We start from the raw sequence: 14352 nt of genomic DNA, 5'->3' as shown, positions 1-14352 counted from the left end.
GTGCTCTACCGCCACCCGCACCCGACCGTGATCGACCCCGAGTCCGGCTTCACCATCGACCACTTCCGCAACTTCAACGCCGTGCTGGTCCAGCAGTCGCGGCTGGGCGAGCTGGGCGTCGAGGGGCTGACCGAGCTCGTCCAGGAGGCGTGGCTGGCGGTGGCGCCCAAGCGACTGTGCAGGGAGTTCCTTGCGGATGGCTGAGCGCAACCGGGTGGACCCCTCGCGGCTCGCCGCCTACGACGTGCTCAAGTCGGTGCGACTCGACGACGCCTACGCCAACCTCGCGCTGCCGCTGGTGCTCGCCGAGCACCGGCTGTCCGGTCGGGACGCCGCGTTCACCACGGAGCTGGTGTCCGGCACCATCCGCTGGCAGGGCACCTACGACGCGATCATCGACGCCTGCCTGACCAAGCCCCGACTCGAGGCGAAGGTGCGTGACGCGCTGCGGCTCGGCGTCCACCAGCTGCTGGCGATGCGGGTGCCCGACCACGCAGCCATCAGCACCAGCGTCGACCTCGTCCGAGCGCGGGTCGGCATCGGTCCGGCGGGGCTGGTCAACGCGGTGCTGAGGAAGGTCTCCAGACAAGACCTGGACGGCTGGATCCGTGAGGTCGCCCCGGACCCCAGCCACGACCCGGTCGGGTTCGCCTCCATTGCCCACTCGCACCCGCGGTGGGTCGTCGAGGCGCTCGACGAGGCGCTGGGCAGCCCCGAGGAGCTGCCCGCCCTGCTCGCCGCGGACAACGCCGCGCCCAGGGTCATGCTCGTCGCGCTGCCCGGGCTCGCCACGACCGACGAGCTGGTTGCTGCTGGCGGCAGCAGGGGCACGCTGTCGCCGTACGCCGTCGAGCTGACCGGCGGCGATCCGTCGGCCATCTCCGCCATCGCCCACGGCCGTGCCGGCGTGCAGGACGAGGGCTCCCAGCTCGTCGCCCTCGAGCTCGCGCAGGCCGGGCTGTCCGGTCGCGACGAGCGGTGGCTCGACGTGTGCGCCGGTCCCGGCGGGAAGGCCGCTCTGCTCGCATCGCTGGCTGCGCAGAGGGGCGCGCGGCTGCTCGCCAACGAACGCCAGCAGCACCGAGCGCGGCTGGTGTCGCGCGGCACCCGTGCGACGTCGTCGGGGATGCTCGGCGTGGTGACCGGTGACGGCACCCGGCCGCCGTGGCGTGAGCAGACCTTCGATCGCGTGCTGGTGGACGCCCCGTGCTCGGGGCTGGGGGCGCTCCGGCGGCGTCCGGAGTCCCGCTGGCGGCGTATGCCTGCGGACCTGGACGCACTGGTGCCCTTGCAGACAGCCCTGCTCGACGCGGCCATCACCGCGACCAGGTCGGGGGGCGTGGTGGTCTACGCGACCTGCTCGCCGGTCCTGGACGAGACCACGGGGGTCGTCGAAGCGGTGCTGGGGCGACGGAGTGATGCAGTGCTGGAGCGTTCGCGCCAGCTGTGGCCACACCGCGACGGCACGGACGCGATGTTCATCGCCACGATCCGGCGCGGCTGAGCCCTCGATTCTCGCCTTTTCCCCCAGATGGGTGTTTCCCGTGCGTTTGGTGGCGTGCATGATGATGGCCGGGAAGCGATTCGAGGGGATCGTCAGATCTTGGGGATGGGTGGGTCTCTGTGCGTCGTCGACTACGAGCCGCTACCGCGGTTGCAGTCCTGCTGTCCGCCTCGTCAGCCACCTCAACGATGACGGCCCCGGCCCAGGCAAGAGCCTCGGACCCGGTGACCACGTTGACCGGACCCGGCTCGCCCCTCGACGGCATGTACCTCACCTACGTCGGCTGCGACGCGATGGGCGCACCTGCCGCGGCACCCACGACCCGGATCAACCGCGGCCCCGACGTGGCACCGCTGGGCCGGCGCAGCTTCGGTCTGGTCCCGTTCGGTCCGGGCACCGCCTCCGGGCCGACCCTCTCCTTCCTCTCGCTCGGCGCGCTCGGAGCGGGAGTGGACGTGCACGCCGCGTCCGGCACGACCGGGGCCTCCTACATCTGGGTGACGCCCCCCGACCTCCAGCCCGGCCAGGCCTGGCGCGGCCGTGCTGATCTCAGCATCACACCGGGCGCCTGGGAACACGTGGAGACCGCCGCGGTCCGCCACGAATGGGTCCTGGTCGACCTCGCCTCCGGCGAGGCGCTGGCCCAGGAGTCGGCGACGCCCCTCGACTTCGTCACGACGCACGGCGACGGTCCGGGCCTGCTGGTGACCGGGTTCGGTTGCGACGGCCAAGCGTTCAACCTCGACGCGGTCCGCGGCAACGGCGCTACGTGGGACTTCGAGGGGATGGCTCTCGTGACGTCGATCCTGCCCTCGGCCACCCAGCTGTCGTCCGGTGACGAGCTCTCCGTCGCGGGCTCCGTGACCGACGCCGGCGGTCGCGTCACGGGCGACCCGCTGGTGCTCCAGTCCCGCGTCCCCGGAGCCAGCGAGTGGACCGACGTGTCGTCGGTGACCCACTCCGGTCCCGATGGCGCATCGTGGGCAGGAGTCACCGTCAGCGAGACCCGCGAGTTCCGCTGGCTCCGACCCGAGAGCGAGTATGCCGACGAGGGAGCCAGCGAGCCCGTCCTGGTGACGGTCGCGCCCTGACCCACGTCTGCTCGACTGGCTAGGGTCACCTCATGGCGTCCTCACCCAGCATCGAGATCGAGGTGGACGACCGCGTGGTGCGGGTCAGCAACCCCGACCGCGTCTACTTCCCGGAGTCGGGATCCACCAAGCTCGACCTGGTGGAGTACTACCTCGCCGTCGGTGACGGCATCGTCAACGCGCTCCGCGAGCGGCCGTGCATGCTGCACCGCTTCCCCAAGGGGCTGGCCGGTGACAAGGTCCACCAGAAGCGCGTCCCGGCCGGTGCCCCGCCGTGGTTGGAGACGGTCCGCCTGCACTTCCCGCGCTGGAACCGCACCGCCGACGAGCTCTGCGTCACCGAGCTCGCCAGCGTCATCTGGGCGGTACAGATGTCCACCGTCGAGTTCCATCCTTGGAACAGTCGGCGCGCCGACACCGAGTCGCCCGACGAGTGGCGCATCGACCTCGACCCGGGCCCGGAGTGCGACTGGGCGACGGTCCGGCGGGTGGCCCAGGTGGCACACGAGGTGCTCGACGAGCTCGGCGCCGTCGGCTTCCCCAAGACGAGCGGCGGCTCCGGTCTCCACATCTACGTCCGCATCCCGCCCGACCACGGGTTCAGCGACGTACGCCGCGGCGCGCTCGCCTTCGCCCGGGAGGTCGAGCGGCGCGCCGGCGGCGACGTCACGACCGCGTGGTGGCGCAAGGACCGGTCGCCCGAGGAGCTGTTCGTCGACTACAACCAGAACGCGCGCGACCACACCATTGCCGCCGCCTACTCGGTCCGCGGTGTGGCGGAGGCACGCGTGTCCGCACCGGTCCGGTGGGACGAGATCGACGACTGCGAGCCGGACGACTTCACCATCTTCACCATGCCTGCCCGCTTCGCCGAGATCGGTGACCTCCACGCCGGCATCGACGACGAGGTCTTCGACATCGCCCCGCTGCTCGAGTGGGCGGAGCGCGACGAGGCCGCCGGTGCCGAGCCGCCCCCCGATCCCGAGGCCGACGCGACCCCGCCGGCCTAGGATCGGCCCATGTCCGATTCCCGTGCCGAGCCGATCGACATCGCCGACAAGCTGTCGCTGTTCTCCGAGGCCTGGTCGCCCAAGGTGATCGCGCGCCTCAACGACTACGAGATCAAGCTGGCCAAGCTCAAGGGCGAGTTCGTCTGGCACACCCACGACGACACCGACGAGCTGTTCCTCGTTATCGAGGGCCGGCTGACGATCCAGCTGCGTGCGGGCGACGTCACCTTGGGCCCGGGTCAGCTGTTCGTGGTCCCGCGGGGGGTCGAGCACTGTCCGGTCACCGACGGGGACGTGGCGGTGATGCTGATCGAGCCGGCCGGCGTGGTCAACACCGGCTCCGCCGGCGGCGAGCTGACGGCGGCCTACGACGACTCCCTCCTCGACTGAGGGCCGCAGCACCCTAGGCTGACGCCCGTGGGTATCCAGATCACTCCGTCCATCCTCAACGCCAACTTCGCCAGGCTCGGCGAGGAGATCGGCCGCATCGGGAGCGCCGACTGGGTGCACGTCGACGTGATGGACAACCACTTCGTCCCGAACCTGACCTTCGGGCCGACGATGGTGGAGGCGCTCAGCAAGGCCACCGCCATCCCCCTCGACGCCCACCTGATGATCGAGGACTGCGACACGCAGGCACCGTTGTACGCCGAGGCGGGCGCCAGCAGCGTCACTTTCCACGTGGAGGCGACGAAGGCCCCGATCCGGCTCGCCCGCGAGCTGCGCAACCAAGGCGCCCGGGCCAGCATGGCGCTGAAGCCCGCCACTCCCATCGAGCCCTACGAGGAGCTCCTGGCCGAGCTCGACATGGTGCTGATCATGACCGTGGAGCCGGGGTTCGGCGGCCAGAAGTTCCTCGACCTCTGCCTGCCCAAGATCCGTGCGGCCCGGGCGATGATGCGCAAGCACGGCGTCGAGACCTGGCTGCAGGTCGACGGAGGAGTCAGCCTCGAGACGATCGAGCGCTGTGCGGAAGCCGGCGCTGACGTGTTCGTCGCCGGCAGCGCCGTCTTCTCCGCCACCGACCCCGACGCGATGGTGCGGGAGCTCAAGGCGAAGGCCGAGGCCGCGACGACGTGAGCAGCCGGGCCACGGTCGACGACATCCACGCAACCGCGCGGGCGATGCCGCACGTGACCGTGGCCAGGCCCGACACGCTGCCCGTCTACCAGGTCGGCAGCAAGTCGTTCGTCTTCTTCCGGACCCCTCGGCCCGACGCGTTCGATCCGGAGACGCGGGAGCGCTACGACGACGTGATCGTCTTCTGGGTCGGTTCGGAGGGCGACAAGCTCGCGCTGGTGCAGGACGAGACCTCACCGTTCTTCACCACGCCGCACTTCGACGGACACCCTTCCGTGCTGCTGCGCGGCTCGCGGGTCGGTGAGGTGGACCGGGAGGAGATCGTCGAGCTGGTCCAGGACGCCTGGCTGGCGCAGGCCTCGCGTCGCCGCGCCGAGACCTGGCTGCGAGAGCACGCACTGGACCGCTGACCACGGCGCGCGACGCGCCGGGACGTGGCTGAGATGGTGCAGTGGGCAGCGAAGGGGAGGAGCATCAAGCCATGAACCGACACGGCGTCGCCCTGACGGTCACCTGTCTGGCGGTGACACTCCTCAGCGCGTGCGAGCCGGTGGGAGGTCAAGCGTTCCTCCTGAACGAGACCGGCGAGCAGGGCCTGACAGTCGAGGTGCATCGCCCCGACGGTCACATCCTGGAGGACGGGCTGGTCGAGGAGGTCTACTCCTTCGACACGCAGTGGACCAACCGCCAACTGCAGTGCTACGTCGCCACGGACGGCTACCTCCAGGTCATCCGTCGCGACGGCACTGTGTTGGTCCGCCACGAGTTCGCCGATCGACCGGTGTGCGAGAAGGAGGAGATCACGCTCGGCGCCGACGGAGAGCTGGTATGGGCCGACTGAGGACCTGGAGCTCCTGACGTTGCCGACATCACACCGGACAGCCGCCCGGGAATGTCTACGGGTGTGACAGAGTTCGGCCCAGCAAGAGCGTGCTCTGGGGGCGGTGAAAATCCGCACCGGCGGTGACCTGGTCGAAGCGATTCGCTTCGACCGGCAGTCCGCGACCCGGCCACAGCCAGTGGCCGGTTGACCAGGTGAGAATCCTGGACCGACGGTCAAAGTCCGGATGAGAGGATCACGCAAGCGCCTGGTGTCCGAACGACGCCTGCGCCCGCGCCCCCGGAGTCCATTTCACGGACCAGAGGGACAGCGATGACCACCACACCAGCCGAGCAGGCCGCGATGCGCCGCGCCCTTGTGCTCGCAGCGACCCCGGGCGTACCGCTCGGGCCAAACCCTCGGGTCGGGTGTGTGCTGCTGGACGCCGGCGGCGCCGTGGCGGCCGAGGGCCTCCACCGCGGAGCAGGTACGCCGCACGCCGAGGTCGCGGCGCTGGCAGCGTTGGCCCAGGCCGGCGGGACCGCGCAGGGCGCGACGGCGGTCGTCACCCTCGAGCCGTGCACCCACACCGGCCGAACCGGACCGTGCGTCGAGGCGCTGGTCGCCGCAGGCGTCCGCCGTGTGGTCTTCGCCCAGCGCGACCCCAACCCGATCGCCGCCGGTGGGGCGACGGCACTCCGGGAAGCCGGGATCGAGGTCGAGGGGGGAGTCATGGAGCCCGTCGCCCGGGGCATCAACCGGGCGTGGACCTTCGCCGTCGAGCACGGGCGACCCTTCGTCACCTGGAAGTTCGCCACCACGCTGGACGGGCGCAGCGCCGCAGCCGACGGCACCAGCCGCTGGATCAGCGGGATGGACGCCCGCCGCGACACCCACGCCATGCGGGCCGAGTGCGACGTGGTCCTGGTCGGCACCGGCACCGTGCTCATCGACGACCCGCGCCTCACCGTCCGCGACGAGGTCGACCAGCCCCGCCCGCACCAGCCGCTTCGCGTCGTGATGGGCGAGCGCGACGTCCCGGCCGAGAGCCGCATCTTCGCCGGTCCCGGCGAGGCACGTCACCTCGCCACCCGCGACCCGGCCGAGGCGCTCCAGCAGCTCTACGACGACGGTCGCCGTCACGTCTGGCTCGAGGGCGGACCGACTGTTGCCGCTGCATTCCTTAGCGCAGGTCTCGTCGACGAGATCATCGCCTACGTCGCGCCGACCTTCCTGGGCGCCGGCGCCAGTGCCGTCGGCGACCTCGGCATCACCACCGTCACCGACCAGCTGCGCTGGCACCTCAAGCGCGCCGGCGTCATCGGCACGGGCGCCGATGCCACCGTGCGGCTCACCCTGACCCCCGGAAGAGAGAACTGATGTTCACCGGCATCGTGGAAGAGCTCGGCAGCATCGCGAGCATCGAGGAGCAGGGCGACGCGATCCGGCTGACCGTGCGCGCCAGCACCGTCCTGGCAGGCACCGGCCTGGGTGACTCCATCGCCGTCAACGGCTGCTGCCTGACGGTCGTGACCATCGACGGGGACTCGTGGACCGCCGACGTCATGCAGGAGACGCTCGACAAGACCAGCCTCCACGGTGCGGCGCCCGGTGACCGGGTCAACCTCGAGCGTGCCGTCACGGTGGAGAAGCGCCTCGGCGGTCACATCGTGCAGGGGCACGTGGACGGGGTGGGAGAAGTCGTGCGGCGTACGCCCAGCGAGCACTGGGAGGTCGTCGAGATCTCGATGCCACCCGAGCTCGGTCGCTACCTCGTCGACAAGGGCTCCATCACCGTCGACGGCGTCAGCCTGACGGTCGTCGAGGCCAAGGACACCAGCTTCACCGTGAGCCTGATCCCCGAGACCCTGGCGCGGACCACCCTGGGCAGCCGTCAGCCCGGCGACCGGGTCAACCTCGAGGTCGACGTCATCGCCAAGCACGTCGAGAAGCTGCTCGCGGCCGGTTATCTCGACCGCCTCGCCATCAAGGGGAACGACGCATGAACGCAATCGCAGCAACAGAATCAGGAACCGGAAGGATCGACCCCATGAGCGAGTCCATACGTCTCGACAGCGTCGAGCGGGCAATCGCCGACATCGCCGCCGGGAAGGCCGTGATCGTCGTCGATGACGAGGACCGGGAGAACGAGGGGGACATCATCTTCGCGGCCGCCAAGGCGACACCGGAGCTGATGGCCTTCACGATCCGCCACTCGAGCGGAGTGATCTGCGTGCCGATGCCGGGCCGCATGCTCGACCGCCTCGAGATCCCGTTGATGACCCCGCACAACAAGGACAAGCTGCGCACCGCGTACACGATCTCGGTCGACGCCCGCGATGGAGTCAGCACCGGCATCAGCGCCGCCGACCGCGCGCACACCGCGCGGACGCTGGCGGACTCGGCGACCGAGCCGTGGGAGCTCACGCGTCCCGGTCACGTCTTCCCGCTCCGCTATGCCGAAGGTGGCGTGCTCGTGCGGCGCGGCCACACCGAGGCAGCGGTCGACCTCGCCAGGCTGGCGGGGCTGACACCCGCGGGCGTGCTGGTGGAGGTCGTCAACGACGACGGGACGATGAAACGAGGTCCCGAGCTGCGCGAGTTCGCCGACGAGCACGACCTGGCGATGATCTCGATCGAGGCGCTGGTCCGCTTCCGCCGCCGCTACGAGCTGCACGTCGAGCGCGTCGCGGAGACCCGGCTGCCGACGACGCACGGGGAGTTCACGGCGTACGGCTATCGCATCACCATCGACGACAGCGAGCACGTGGCGCTGGTGTACGGCGACGTCTCCGGCCCGGCACCCGTGCTGACGCGGGTTCACTCCGAGTGCCTGACCGGCGACGTGTTCGGCAGCCACCGCTGTGACTGCGGCCCGCAGCTCAACGAGGCGATGGCGCAGATCGTCGCCGAGGGCAGGGGAGTGGTGGTCTATCTCCGCGGTCACGAGGGACGCGGGATCGGGCTGGTGGCCAAGCTGCAGGCCTACGCGCTGCAGGACAAGGGGCGCGACACCGTCGACGCCAACCTCGACCTCGGCCTGCCGGCCGACAGCCGCCATTACGGCACCGCCACCCAGGTGCTGCGCAACCTCGGGGTCGAGTCGGTGCGCCTGCTGACGAACAACCCCGCCAAGACCGCCAGCCTCGAGGACTTCGGGATCTCGGTCACCGAGACCGTCCCGCTCGCGATCCACCCCACCAGCGACAACATCGATTACCTGCGCACCAAGCGCGACCGGATGGGTCACGTGCTGCCGGACCTGCCCGAGCTGATGACCGAGGAGCTGCACCAGTGAGCGAGCGAACCATCCGACACAGCGTGACTGGTGCGCCATCGGCGCACGGAGCGAAGCGAGGATGCGCATGAGTGGACATGGAGCCCCGGATCAGGCGGCCTTCGACGCCTCCGCGCTCAAGGTCGCCGTTGTCGCGGCGAGCTGGCACACCGAGGTGATGGACGGCCTCCTCGCGGGCACGCAACGCGCGCTGGGCGCCCATCGGGTCACGGACGCCACGGTCGTCCGGGTGCCCGGCACCTTCGAGCTGCCGGTCGTCGCCCTCGCGCTTGCCCAGCAGGGGTACGACGCCGTCGTGGCCCTCGGTGTCGTCATCCGTGGGGGCACGCCGCACTTCGACTACGTGTGCAGCGCTGCGACCGACGGACTGACCCGGGTCATGCTCGACACCGGAGTGCCGGTCGGCTTCGGCGTACTCACGTGCGACAACGACGAGCAGGCACTGGATCGCGCCGGTCTCGAAGGCTCGAGAGAGGACAAGGGCTGGGAGGCGACGTCCGCCGCGCTGGCGACTGCGCTCGTGCTGAGCGGGGTCCGCGGTGTGAGGCTGAGCCCGGCGCAGTGACCCCGCTCGGACCGGCATCGCCAGTCCACTGTGATGTGGGACGCCGCCACGCTGGCCCGCTGCGTCCGGTACCGCCGGGCGTCGGCGCTTCGAGGCGGTGCGCGTGGGCCTGGGCGAGAACCTCGCCCCGACCCCGTCCAACTGCCGACGCCAGGAACTCCCGAGTGCTGGCAAACCGGCGCCACGAGCGGGTCCAGGGATCGCGGTAGATCCGCGCCGACTATCTCGCAGCGCTGGACATGTGACCGTCGTGACCTGGCCGAAGGCGGTAGGCGCACAAGCACCAACCGCGGCAGAGTGGCCGTCTGACTGGCACACTGCGGACGTGCGGTGGAAGTCCGACGACGAGATGAGTCGCCTGGAACAGAGGATGTTCTGGGCGGGTCGCGAGGAAGCCATGCTGCACCAGCTGCCACTACCCGAGGTGGACAGTCCGGGGTCGGCCAACGAAGTCAGGTGACCGGCAGAGCGACGGCCGACTGCGCATCGGTACTCCCGGCTTGGTTCGACGCAGGACTGCTCGATGTCATGTTGACCCACTCACAGCAGGACGTGCCTCGCGTCCGGGCCCGCGAGGTTCTTGCCGATCCCGACGCGTGGAGCCCGATGCACTCGTTGGTCATCACTGATGCTGGTGAGGCCGCGCTCGCCTGACCCTCGGCGGCCCGTCGGCATGACTGGATCCTCGGATGGCGGCTGATGCGGGTGTTCGTCTCTTGACCGGTGGCAGGATGCCGTCTTGTGGACAAGCGTGCCGAGCCGACGTGCCGCGTCGCGCGAACGCCGACAGCCTCGAGGTCGTCCAGCAGCGGCTCGAGGGCTCAGTCAGGCGGGAACGCTGCAGGCAGGTGCACCTTGAACGTCGTGCCTACGCCGAGCTCAGAGGTCAGTTCGACCCGCCCTCGGTGGCGTACGACGATGCGCTGCACGAGGGCGAGCCCCAAGCCCGTGCCGGGTCGGTCGAGCGCTTGCTGGTTCGTCGAGCGAAAGAACTCGGTGAACAGCCGCGTCTGGTCGGGCGCGGAGATGCCGAGACCCTGGTCGGCGCAGCTGAGCACGACCTCGTCGTCGACGTGCTGGACTCCTATCACCACCGTGTCTCCCACGTTGCTGTACTTGATCGCATGGCCGACCAGATCGGCCAAGGCGCGGTGCAGCTCGTCTGCGTCGCCGAGCACGTGGACAGGGCCCGGCGCCGGTGTGTGGTCGATGCGCACGGAATCCCCGGCAGCCACGACCTCGAGCAGCTCGACAGTCCCGGCGAGCAAGGCGTCAAGGTCAACGAGCTCTTGTCGCGGTTCTTCGCTCTGCTCGAGCCGGGTCAGCTCGACCGAGCTGTTGGCCCACGCACCCAGCCGCTCCACACCTCTATGCATCACTGCGGTGGAGTGAACACCTTCGGGCGGTAGGTCAGGAAGCGATGACATCAGCTCGAGGTGACCGCTCACGGCGGTGAGCGGACTCTCCAGTTCATGGGAGATGGTCGCAATCATGCTGATGCGGTAGGCATCGAGGTGCTGCAGTTCGACATCGAGCTGCTGTTGGCGCTCGAAGCGGCGGCCAGTGCTCGGCCTGGGCGCGCACCACGGAGAGCAGCCCCGCCGTCTTGGTGTAGCGCTCCCGGGCAGCAGGCCGATCTCGATCTGGCTGCGGAACTGCTCGACGATGGATACATCCTCCGTGTTGTAGGTGCCAGACACCGGGGAGTCCAGGTTCAAGACGCCGAACAGTCGATCCCCAACGAACAGCGGTGCCGAGATCACGGATCTGTACTCCCATTCCCCGGGGTCGAGCACGGTCTCGATGCGCCCGAAGTCCTCGCTGTCGATCAGGCGTGCTTTTCGGATGTCACCACCGGTGGCCCGGTACAGAAAACTGTCTTCCCACCTCAACCGGAAGGTGTGGACACATTGTTCGGTGAAACCGTTGGAGGCCGCGAATGTGAGCTATCCGTCATCCCCGAGAATCAGTACCGAACCTGTGGTGGCCCGGTCGAAGACGTTGAAAAGATAATTGAGTGTGGTGCGATAGATGAGCTCGATATCTGCGTTGAGGAGGATCTCGCGGTTGACGTGCACATTCATCTCGGCCAGCAGCCGCAAAGGTCGGGAGGATTCTTCCAGTGCCATGGAACGCCGGTGGGCCGCCAATAGGCCGGCATTCATCAGGAATAGGCTCAGCAGCAGCGCTCCCGCCCAGGGGGCCCCATTGTCGACCGCCCGCGCCCAGTATGGCCACGTTCGGACAGATTCATCGTCCTTCACGGCGAAGGGTCTGACGGGGGGCGGGGCGGGTTGTCATAGGGCAGTATCTGCGGAAGTACGCCTACGCCCAGGCCGCGGACGCAGGCAGCGCTCCGGGCTGAGCGCCACCATCTCTGGACCTGCTCTTGAAGCGGCCAGCGCTCAACCTGCTCGCCACTCCTCCGCTAGCAGCGCGTAGACGAGCCCGTCGTACCACTGGCCGTCTCTGTGCAGGGTGTCGGCGACGTTGTGGGCCTCGCGGCGCATCCCGACCCGTTCCATCAGGCGCCAGGACGGCTCGTTGTCGGCGAAGCAGTTGGCGGTGACGCGACGAAGGCCCAGGCCGTCGAAGGCGATGGCCAGCAGCTCGCGAACGGCCTCGGTGGCGTAGCCGCCACCGGCGTGTGCGGGATCCAGGGCCCAGCCGATCTCGGCGAACACGTCACGAGCACGGTCGCGGACCTCGCCCTGTGCCCAGGCATCCTCGGTCTTGAGGAACAGGTCTCCGATGACCTCGTCGTCGCGGCAGATCATCAGGGCATAGGGAGACCGCTCCTCGAAGTGGGTCTGCCAGGACTCGAGATCCGTCGGGAGCTGGGTCATCCAGCGGGACACCTGCTCCAGGCTGCGGTAGCCGAACATCGCGGCAGCGTCGTCCGGGGTCGCCGGGCGGAGGCTGAGGCGCTCGGTCGTGCGTGGCCAGGAGAAGCGTCCCCAGTCGGGGACACCGGTGAGGTCGTCCATGCGGGTCAGTCTCGCGCACGTCCGCCCGCAGTCGCATGGACCGGGGCGAGATGGGAGTGGCTGACCGCCTACGCTTGGCGCTCGTGAAGACGTTCGAGGAGCTCTGGGCCGAGCTGAGCGAGAAGGCCGCCACGCGGCCCGAGGGCTCTGGCACCGTTCAACAGCTCGACGCCGGCGTGCATGCGATCGGCAAGAAGCTGATCGAGGAGGCGGCCGAGTCGTGGATGGCCGCCGAGCACGAGGGCAAGGACGCCACCGCGCTGGAGATCAGTCAGCTGCTCTACCACGCACAGGTGCTGATGCTTGCCAGCGGACTCACCCTCGACGACGTCTACGCCCACCTCTGAGGAACCGGTAAACCCTGAGATGACTCTCCGCATCGCCGTACCCAACAAGGGCGCCCTGTCGCAGGCCGCCAGCGACATCCTTCGCGAGGCCGGCTACCGCCAGCGCACCGACTCCAAGGAGCTCGTGCTCATCGACGCCGAGAACGACGTCGAGTTCTTCTACCTCCGGCCACGTGACATCGCGTTGTACGTCGGCGAGGGCACCCTCGACGTCGGCATCACCGGTCGCGACCTGCTGCTCGACTCGGGCGCGAAGGCGACCGAGGCACTGCAGCTCGGCTTCGGCCGCTCCCGTTTCCACTTCGCCGGGCCGGTGGGGGAGTACACCAGCCTGGACCAGATCCAGGGCAAGCGCATCGCCACGTCCTACGTCGGGGTGGTCAAGGGGTTCCTGGACGAGCACGGCATCGACGCGACCGTGACCCGTCTCGACGGCGCCGTCGAGACGAGCATCCAGCTCGGTGTCGCCGACGTCATCGCCGACGTCGTCGAGACCGGCTCGACGCTCCGGGCCGCCGGGCTCGCGACCTTCGGCGAGGTCATCCTGGAGTCCGAGGCAGTGATGATCACCCGCGACGGTGCGGACGGTGCCGAGTTCGAGATCTTCAAGCGTCGCGTCGACGGCGTCATGGTCGCGCGGGGCTACGTGATGATGGACTACGACATCGAGCGGACCAACCTGGACGAGGCCGCTGCCCTCGCGCCGGGCCTCGAGGGACCGACGATCTCCCCGCTCGGCAAGGAGGGCTGGGTCGCAGTGCGGGTCATGGTGCCGCGCGCCGGCTCCCAGCGGCTGATGGACGAGCTCTACAGCCTCGGCGCTCGCGCCATCCTGCTCACCGACATCCACGCCTGCCGTCTCTGACCTGGTCCTGGAAGATGCCCTCTGACATGGCGGATCCGGACGTCTCGTCCCTGCCACGCACCTGGCGGCCGTTCGGGGCCCGCATCGCGGTCATCGTGCTGGGCACGATGCTGCTCCTTCTCTGCACCTTTGCCTGGCTCGGGTTCGACCCGGAGGTACGAGCCAAGTTCACGTTCTTCCAGCGCTCGACGCTCGTCTTCCTCGGCCTGCTCGCCGGCTCGGTCGGCCATGCCTTGACGCGCTCGCGGGTCGTTGCCTCCGAGAAGGGGTTGGCCGTCGTCAACGGCTACCGGCGTCACGACTACGAGTGGCCCGAGGTGCTGGCCGTCCACCTGCCGCCGGGTGCCCCGTGGGCCACGATCGACCTGGCCGACGGCACGACGGCGTCGCTGCTCGCGATCCAGGGCTCCGATGGAGCCCGTGCCCGCACTGCTGTCCGGACACTGCGCGCCCTGATCGATCGAGAACCCGTCTGAGCTACCGGGGTACGTCGACCGGCCAGGGCCACGCACGCTCACGGAACCACTTGGTGATGATGTACTTCCGCCCGTCCCGCACCTTCATCGCGTGGTGCAGTGTGGCGTGGTTGGGCGTCGCGTCGGCGCGCAGGTTGTTCCAAGCGAGCAGGTTGCCCTCTTCGGGTTCGTGCAGCTCCTCAGTGGCGACGAACCGCGTCTCACCGCCCGCGCCGGGCCTGTTCAGGTAGACCATCAGCGTCCAGGTGCGCTGTCGCGGCACCGCACAGGAGAGGTCCCAGACGGCCCCACCGGGATCGAGAAGTCCGT

The 14352-nt window shown here is 69.3% G+C and carries 19 protein-coding genes, 1 pseudogene and 1 riboswitch; of the genes and pseudogenes, 16 read left to right on the top strand and 4 right to left on the bottom strand.

Annotated features, from left to right (window positions below; all coding sequences use genetic code 11):
- The 13 genes and pseudogenes from JWN68_RS02595 to JWN68_RS02535 form a co-directional block, all read left to right on the top strand.
- A pseudogene (locus tag JWN68_RS02595) lies at positions 1 to 204 on the top strand (hypothetical protein); the annotation flags it as partial.
- Complete coding sequence (locus tag JWN68_RS02590) at positions 197 to 1504, top strand: transcription antitermination factor NusB (protein ID WP_297734241.1); 1308 nt, start codon at positions 197 to 199, stop codon at positions 1502 to 1504. The pseudogene JWN68_RS02595 and the gene JWN68_RS02590, both read left to right, overlap by 8 nt.
- 224 nt (positions 1505 to 1728) lie before the next feature.
- The gene (locus tag JWN68_RS02585) at positions 1729 to 2595 is read left to right on the top strand and encodes a hypothetical protein (RefSeq protein WP_297734238.1); all 867 of its coding nucleotides are present in this window, start codon (positions 1729 to 1731) and stop codon (positions 2593 to 2595) included.
- Positions 2596 to 2627: 32 nt separating this feature from the next.
- Positions 2628 to 3605, top strand: a complete 978-nt coding sequence (gene ligD, locus JWN68_RS02580; RefSeq protein ID WP_297734235.1) for a non-homologous end-joining DNA ligase — start codon at positions 2628 to 2630, stop codon at positions 3603 to 3605.
- Positions 3606 to 3614: 9 nt separating this feature from the next.
- Positions 3615 to 3995, top strand: coding sequence for a cupin domain-containing protein (locus tag JWN68_RS02575; RefSeq protein ID WP_297734233.1), 381 nt, complete (start codon positions 3615 to 3617; stop codon positions 3993 to 3995).
- A gap of 27 nt (positions 3996 to 4022) precedes the next feature.
- Entirely contained in the window at positions 4023 to 4685 is a 663-nt protein-coding gene (gene rpe / locus JWN68_RS02570; RefSeq protein ID WP_297734230.1) for a ribulose-phosphate 3-epimerase, read from the top strand.
- The gene (locus JWN68_RS02565; RefSeq protein WP_297734227.1) at positions 4682 to 5095 is read left to right on the top strand and encodes an MmcQ/YjbR family DNA-binding protein; all 414 of its coding nucleotides are present in this window, start codon (positions 4682 to 4684) and stop codon (positions 5093 to 5095) included. Before rpe ends, JWN68_RS02565 begins: the two co-directional genes overlap by 4 nt.
- Positions 5096 to 5166: 71 nt before the next feature.
- Positions 5167 to 5526 (top strand): hypothetical protein, encoded by a 360-nt coding sequence (locus JWN68_RS02560; protein WP_297734224.1) that lies wholly within the window; start codon positions 5167 to 5169, stop codon positions 5524 to 5526.
- A gap of 85 nt (positions 5527 to 5611) precedes the next feature.
- A riboswitch (FMN riboswitch) is annotated at positions 5612 to 5769 on the top strand.
- A 69-nt stretch (positions 5770 to 5838) separates the two neighbouring features.
- Positions 5839 to 6885, top strand: a complete 1047-nt coding sequence (gene ribD / locus JWN68_RS02555; RefSeq protein WP_297734221.1) for a bifunctional diaminohydroxyphosphoribosylaminopyrimidine deaminase/5-amino-6-(5-phosphoribosylamino)uracil reductase RibD — start codon at positions 5839 to 5841, stop codon at positions 6883 to 6885.
- Positions 6885 to 7511: a riboflavin synthase gene (locus JWN68_RS02550; protein ID WP_297734218.1), complete on the top strand. Its 627-nt coding sequence runs from the start codon at positions 6885 to 6887 to the stop codon at positions 7509 to 7511. Before ribD ends, JWN68_RS02550 begins: the two co-directional genes overlap by 1 nt.
- A 44-nt stretch (positions 7512 to 7555) precedes the next feature.
- Positions 7556 to 8803 carry a bifunctional 3,4-dihydroxy-2-butanone-4-phosphate synthase/GTP cyclohydrolase II gene (locus JWN68_RS02545; protein ID WP_297734216.1) on the top strand — a complete coding sequence of 416 codons (1248 nt, stop codon included), beginning with the start codon at positions 7556 to 7558 and terminating at the stop codon, positions 8801 to 8803.
- A 67-nt stretch (positions 8804 to 8870) separates the two neighbouring features.
- Positions 8871 to 9368, top strand: a complete 498-nt coding sequence (gene ribH / locus JWN68_RS02540; RefSeq protein ID WP_297734213.1) for a 6,7-dimethyl-8-ribityllumazine synthase — start codon at positions 8871 to 8873, stop codon at positions 9366 to 9368.
- A 528-nt stretch (positions 9369 to 9896) separates the two neighbouring features.
- Positions 9897 to 10022 (top strand): hypothetical protein, encoded by a 126-nt coding sequence (locus tag JWN68_RS02535; RefSeq protein ID WP_297734210.1) that lies wholly within the window; start codon positions 9897 to 9899, stop codon positions 10020 to 10022.
- A gap of 167 nt (positions 10023 to 10189) precedes the next feature.
- Here the strand turns inward: JWN68_RS02535 and JWN68_RS02530 are convergent, their stop codons facing one another.
- The 3 genes from JWN68_RS02530 to JWN68_RS02520 all read right to left on the bottom strand — a co-directional run bounded on the left by JWN68_RS02530 (position 10190) and on the right by JWN68_RS02520 (position 12355).
- A complete protein-coding gene (locus JWN68_RS02530) occupies positions 10190 to 11260 on the bottom strand; it encodes an ATP-binding protein (protein WP_297734208.1) in 1071 nt (356 codons plus the stop codon).
- 54 nt (positions 11261 to 11314) lie between these two features.
- A complete protein-coding gene (locus tag JWN68_RS02525) occupies positions 11315 to 11632 on the bottom strand; it encodes a hypothetical protein (RefSeq protein WP_297734205.1) in 318 nt (105 codons plus the stop codon).
- Between the two features lie 141 nt (positions 11633 to 11773).
- The gene (locus tag JWN68_RS02520; protein WP_297734202.1) at positions 11774 to 12355 is read right to left on the bottom strand and encodes a GNAT family protein; all 582 of its coding nucleotides are present in this window, start codon (positions 12353 to 12355) and stop codon (positions 11774 to 11776) included.
- A 50-nt stretch (positions 12356 to 12405) separates the two neighbouring features.
- Here JWN68_RS02520 and JWN68_RS02515 point away from each other — a divergent pair, with 50 nt between their 5' ends.
- From JWN68_RS02515 to JWN68_RS02505, 3 genes are read left to right on the top strand one after another with little or no spacing between them, the layout of a single operon-like run.
- On the top strand, positions 12406 to 12702 hold the full coding sequence (locus JWN68_RS02515) for a phosphoribosyl-ATP diphosphatase (RefSeq protein ID WP_297734244.1): 297 nt from the start codon (positions 12406 to 12408) through the stop codon (positions 12700 to 12702).
- 19 nt (positions 12703 to 12721) lie between these two features.
- On the top strand, positions 12722 to 13567 hold the full coding sequence (hisG, locus tag JWN68_RS02510) for an ATP phosphoribosyltransferase (protein ID WP_297734199.1): 846 nt from the start codon (positions 12722 to 12724) through the stop codon (positions 13565 to 13567).
- A gap of 26 nt (positions 13568 to 13593) precedes the next feature.
- Positions 13594 to 14043 (top strand): PH domain-containing protein, encoded by a 450-nt coding sequence (locus JWN68_RS02505; protein WP_297734195.1) that lies wholly within the window; start codon positions 13594 to 13596, stop codon positions 14041 to 14043.
- Position 14044: 1 nt separating this feature from the next.
- On the opposite strand, the gene JWN68_RS02500 is transcribed toward JWN68_RS02505, so the two are convergent.
- The coding region (locus JWN68_RS02500; protein WP_297734192.1) for a 2OG-Fe(II) oxygenase at positions 14045 to 14352 on the bottom strand (308 nt) is incomplete at its 5' end.

Origin of the sequence: Nocardioides sp. (genome assembly GCF_025964975.1) — a bacterium.
GTDB lineage: Bacteria > Actinomycetota > Actinomycetes > Propionibacteriales > Nocardioidaceae > Nocardioides.
Note: the sequence above shows the minus strand (reverse complement) of the source record. Positions and strands in the feature narration are given on the sequence as shown.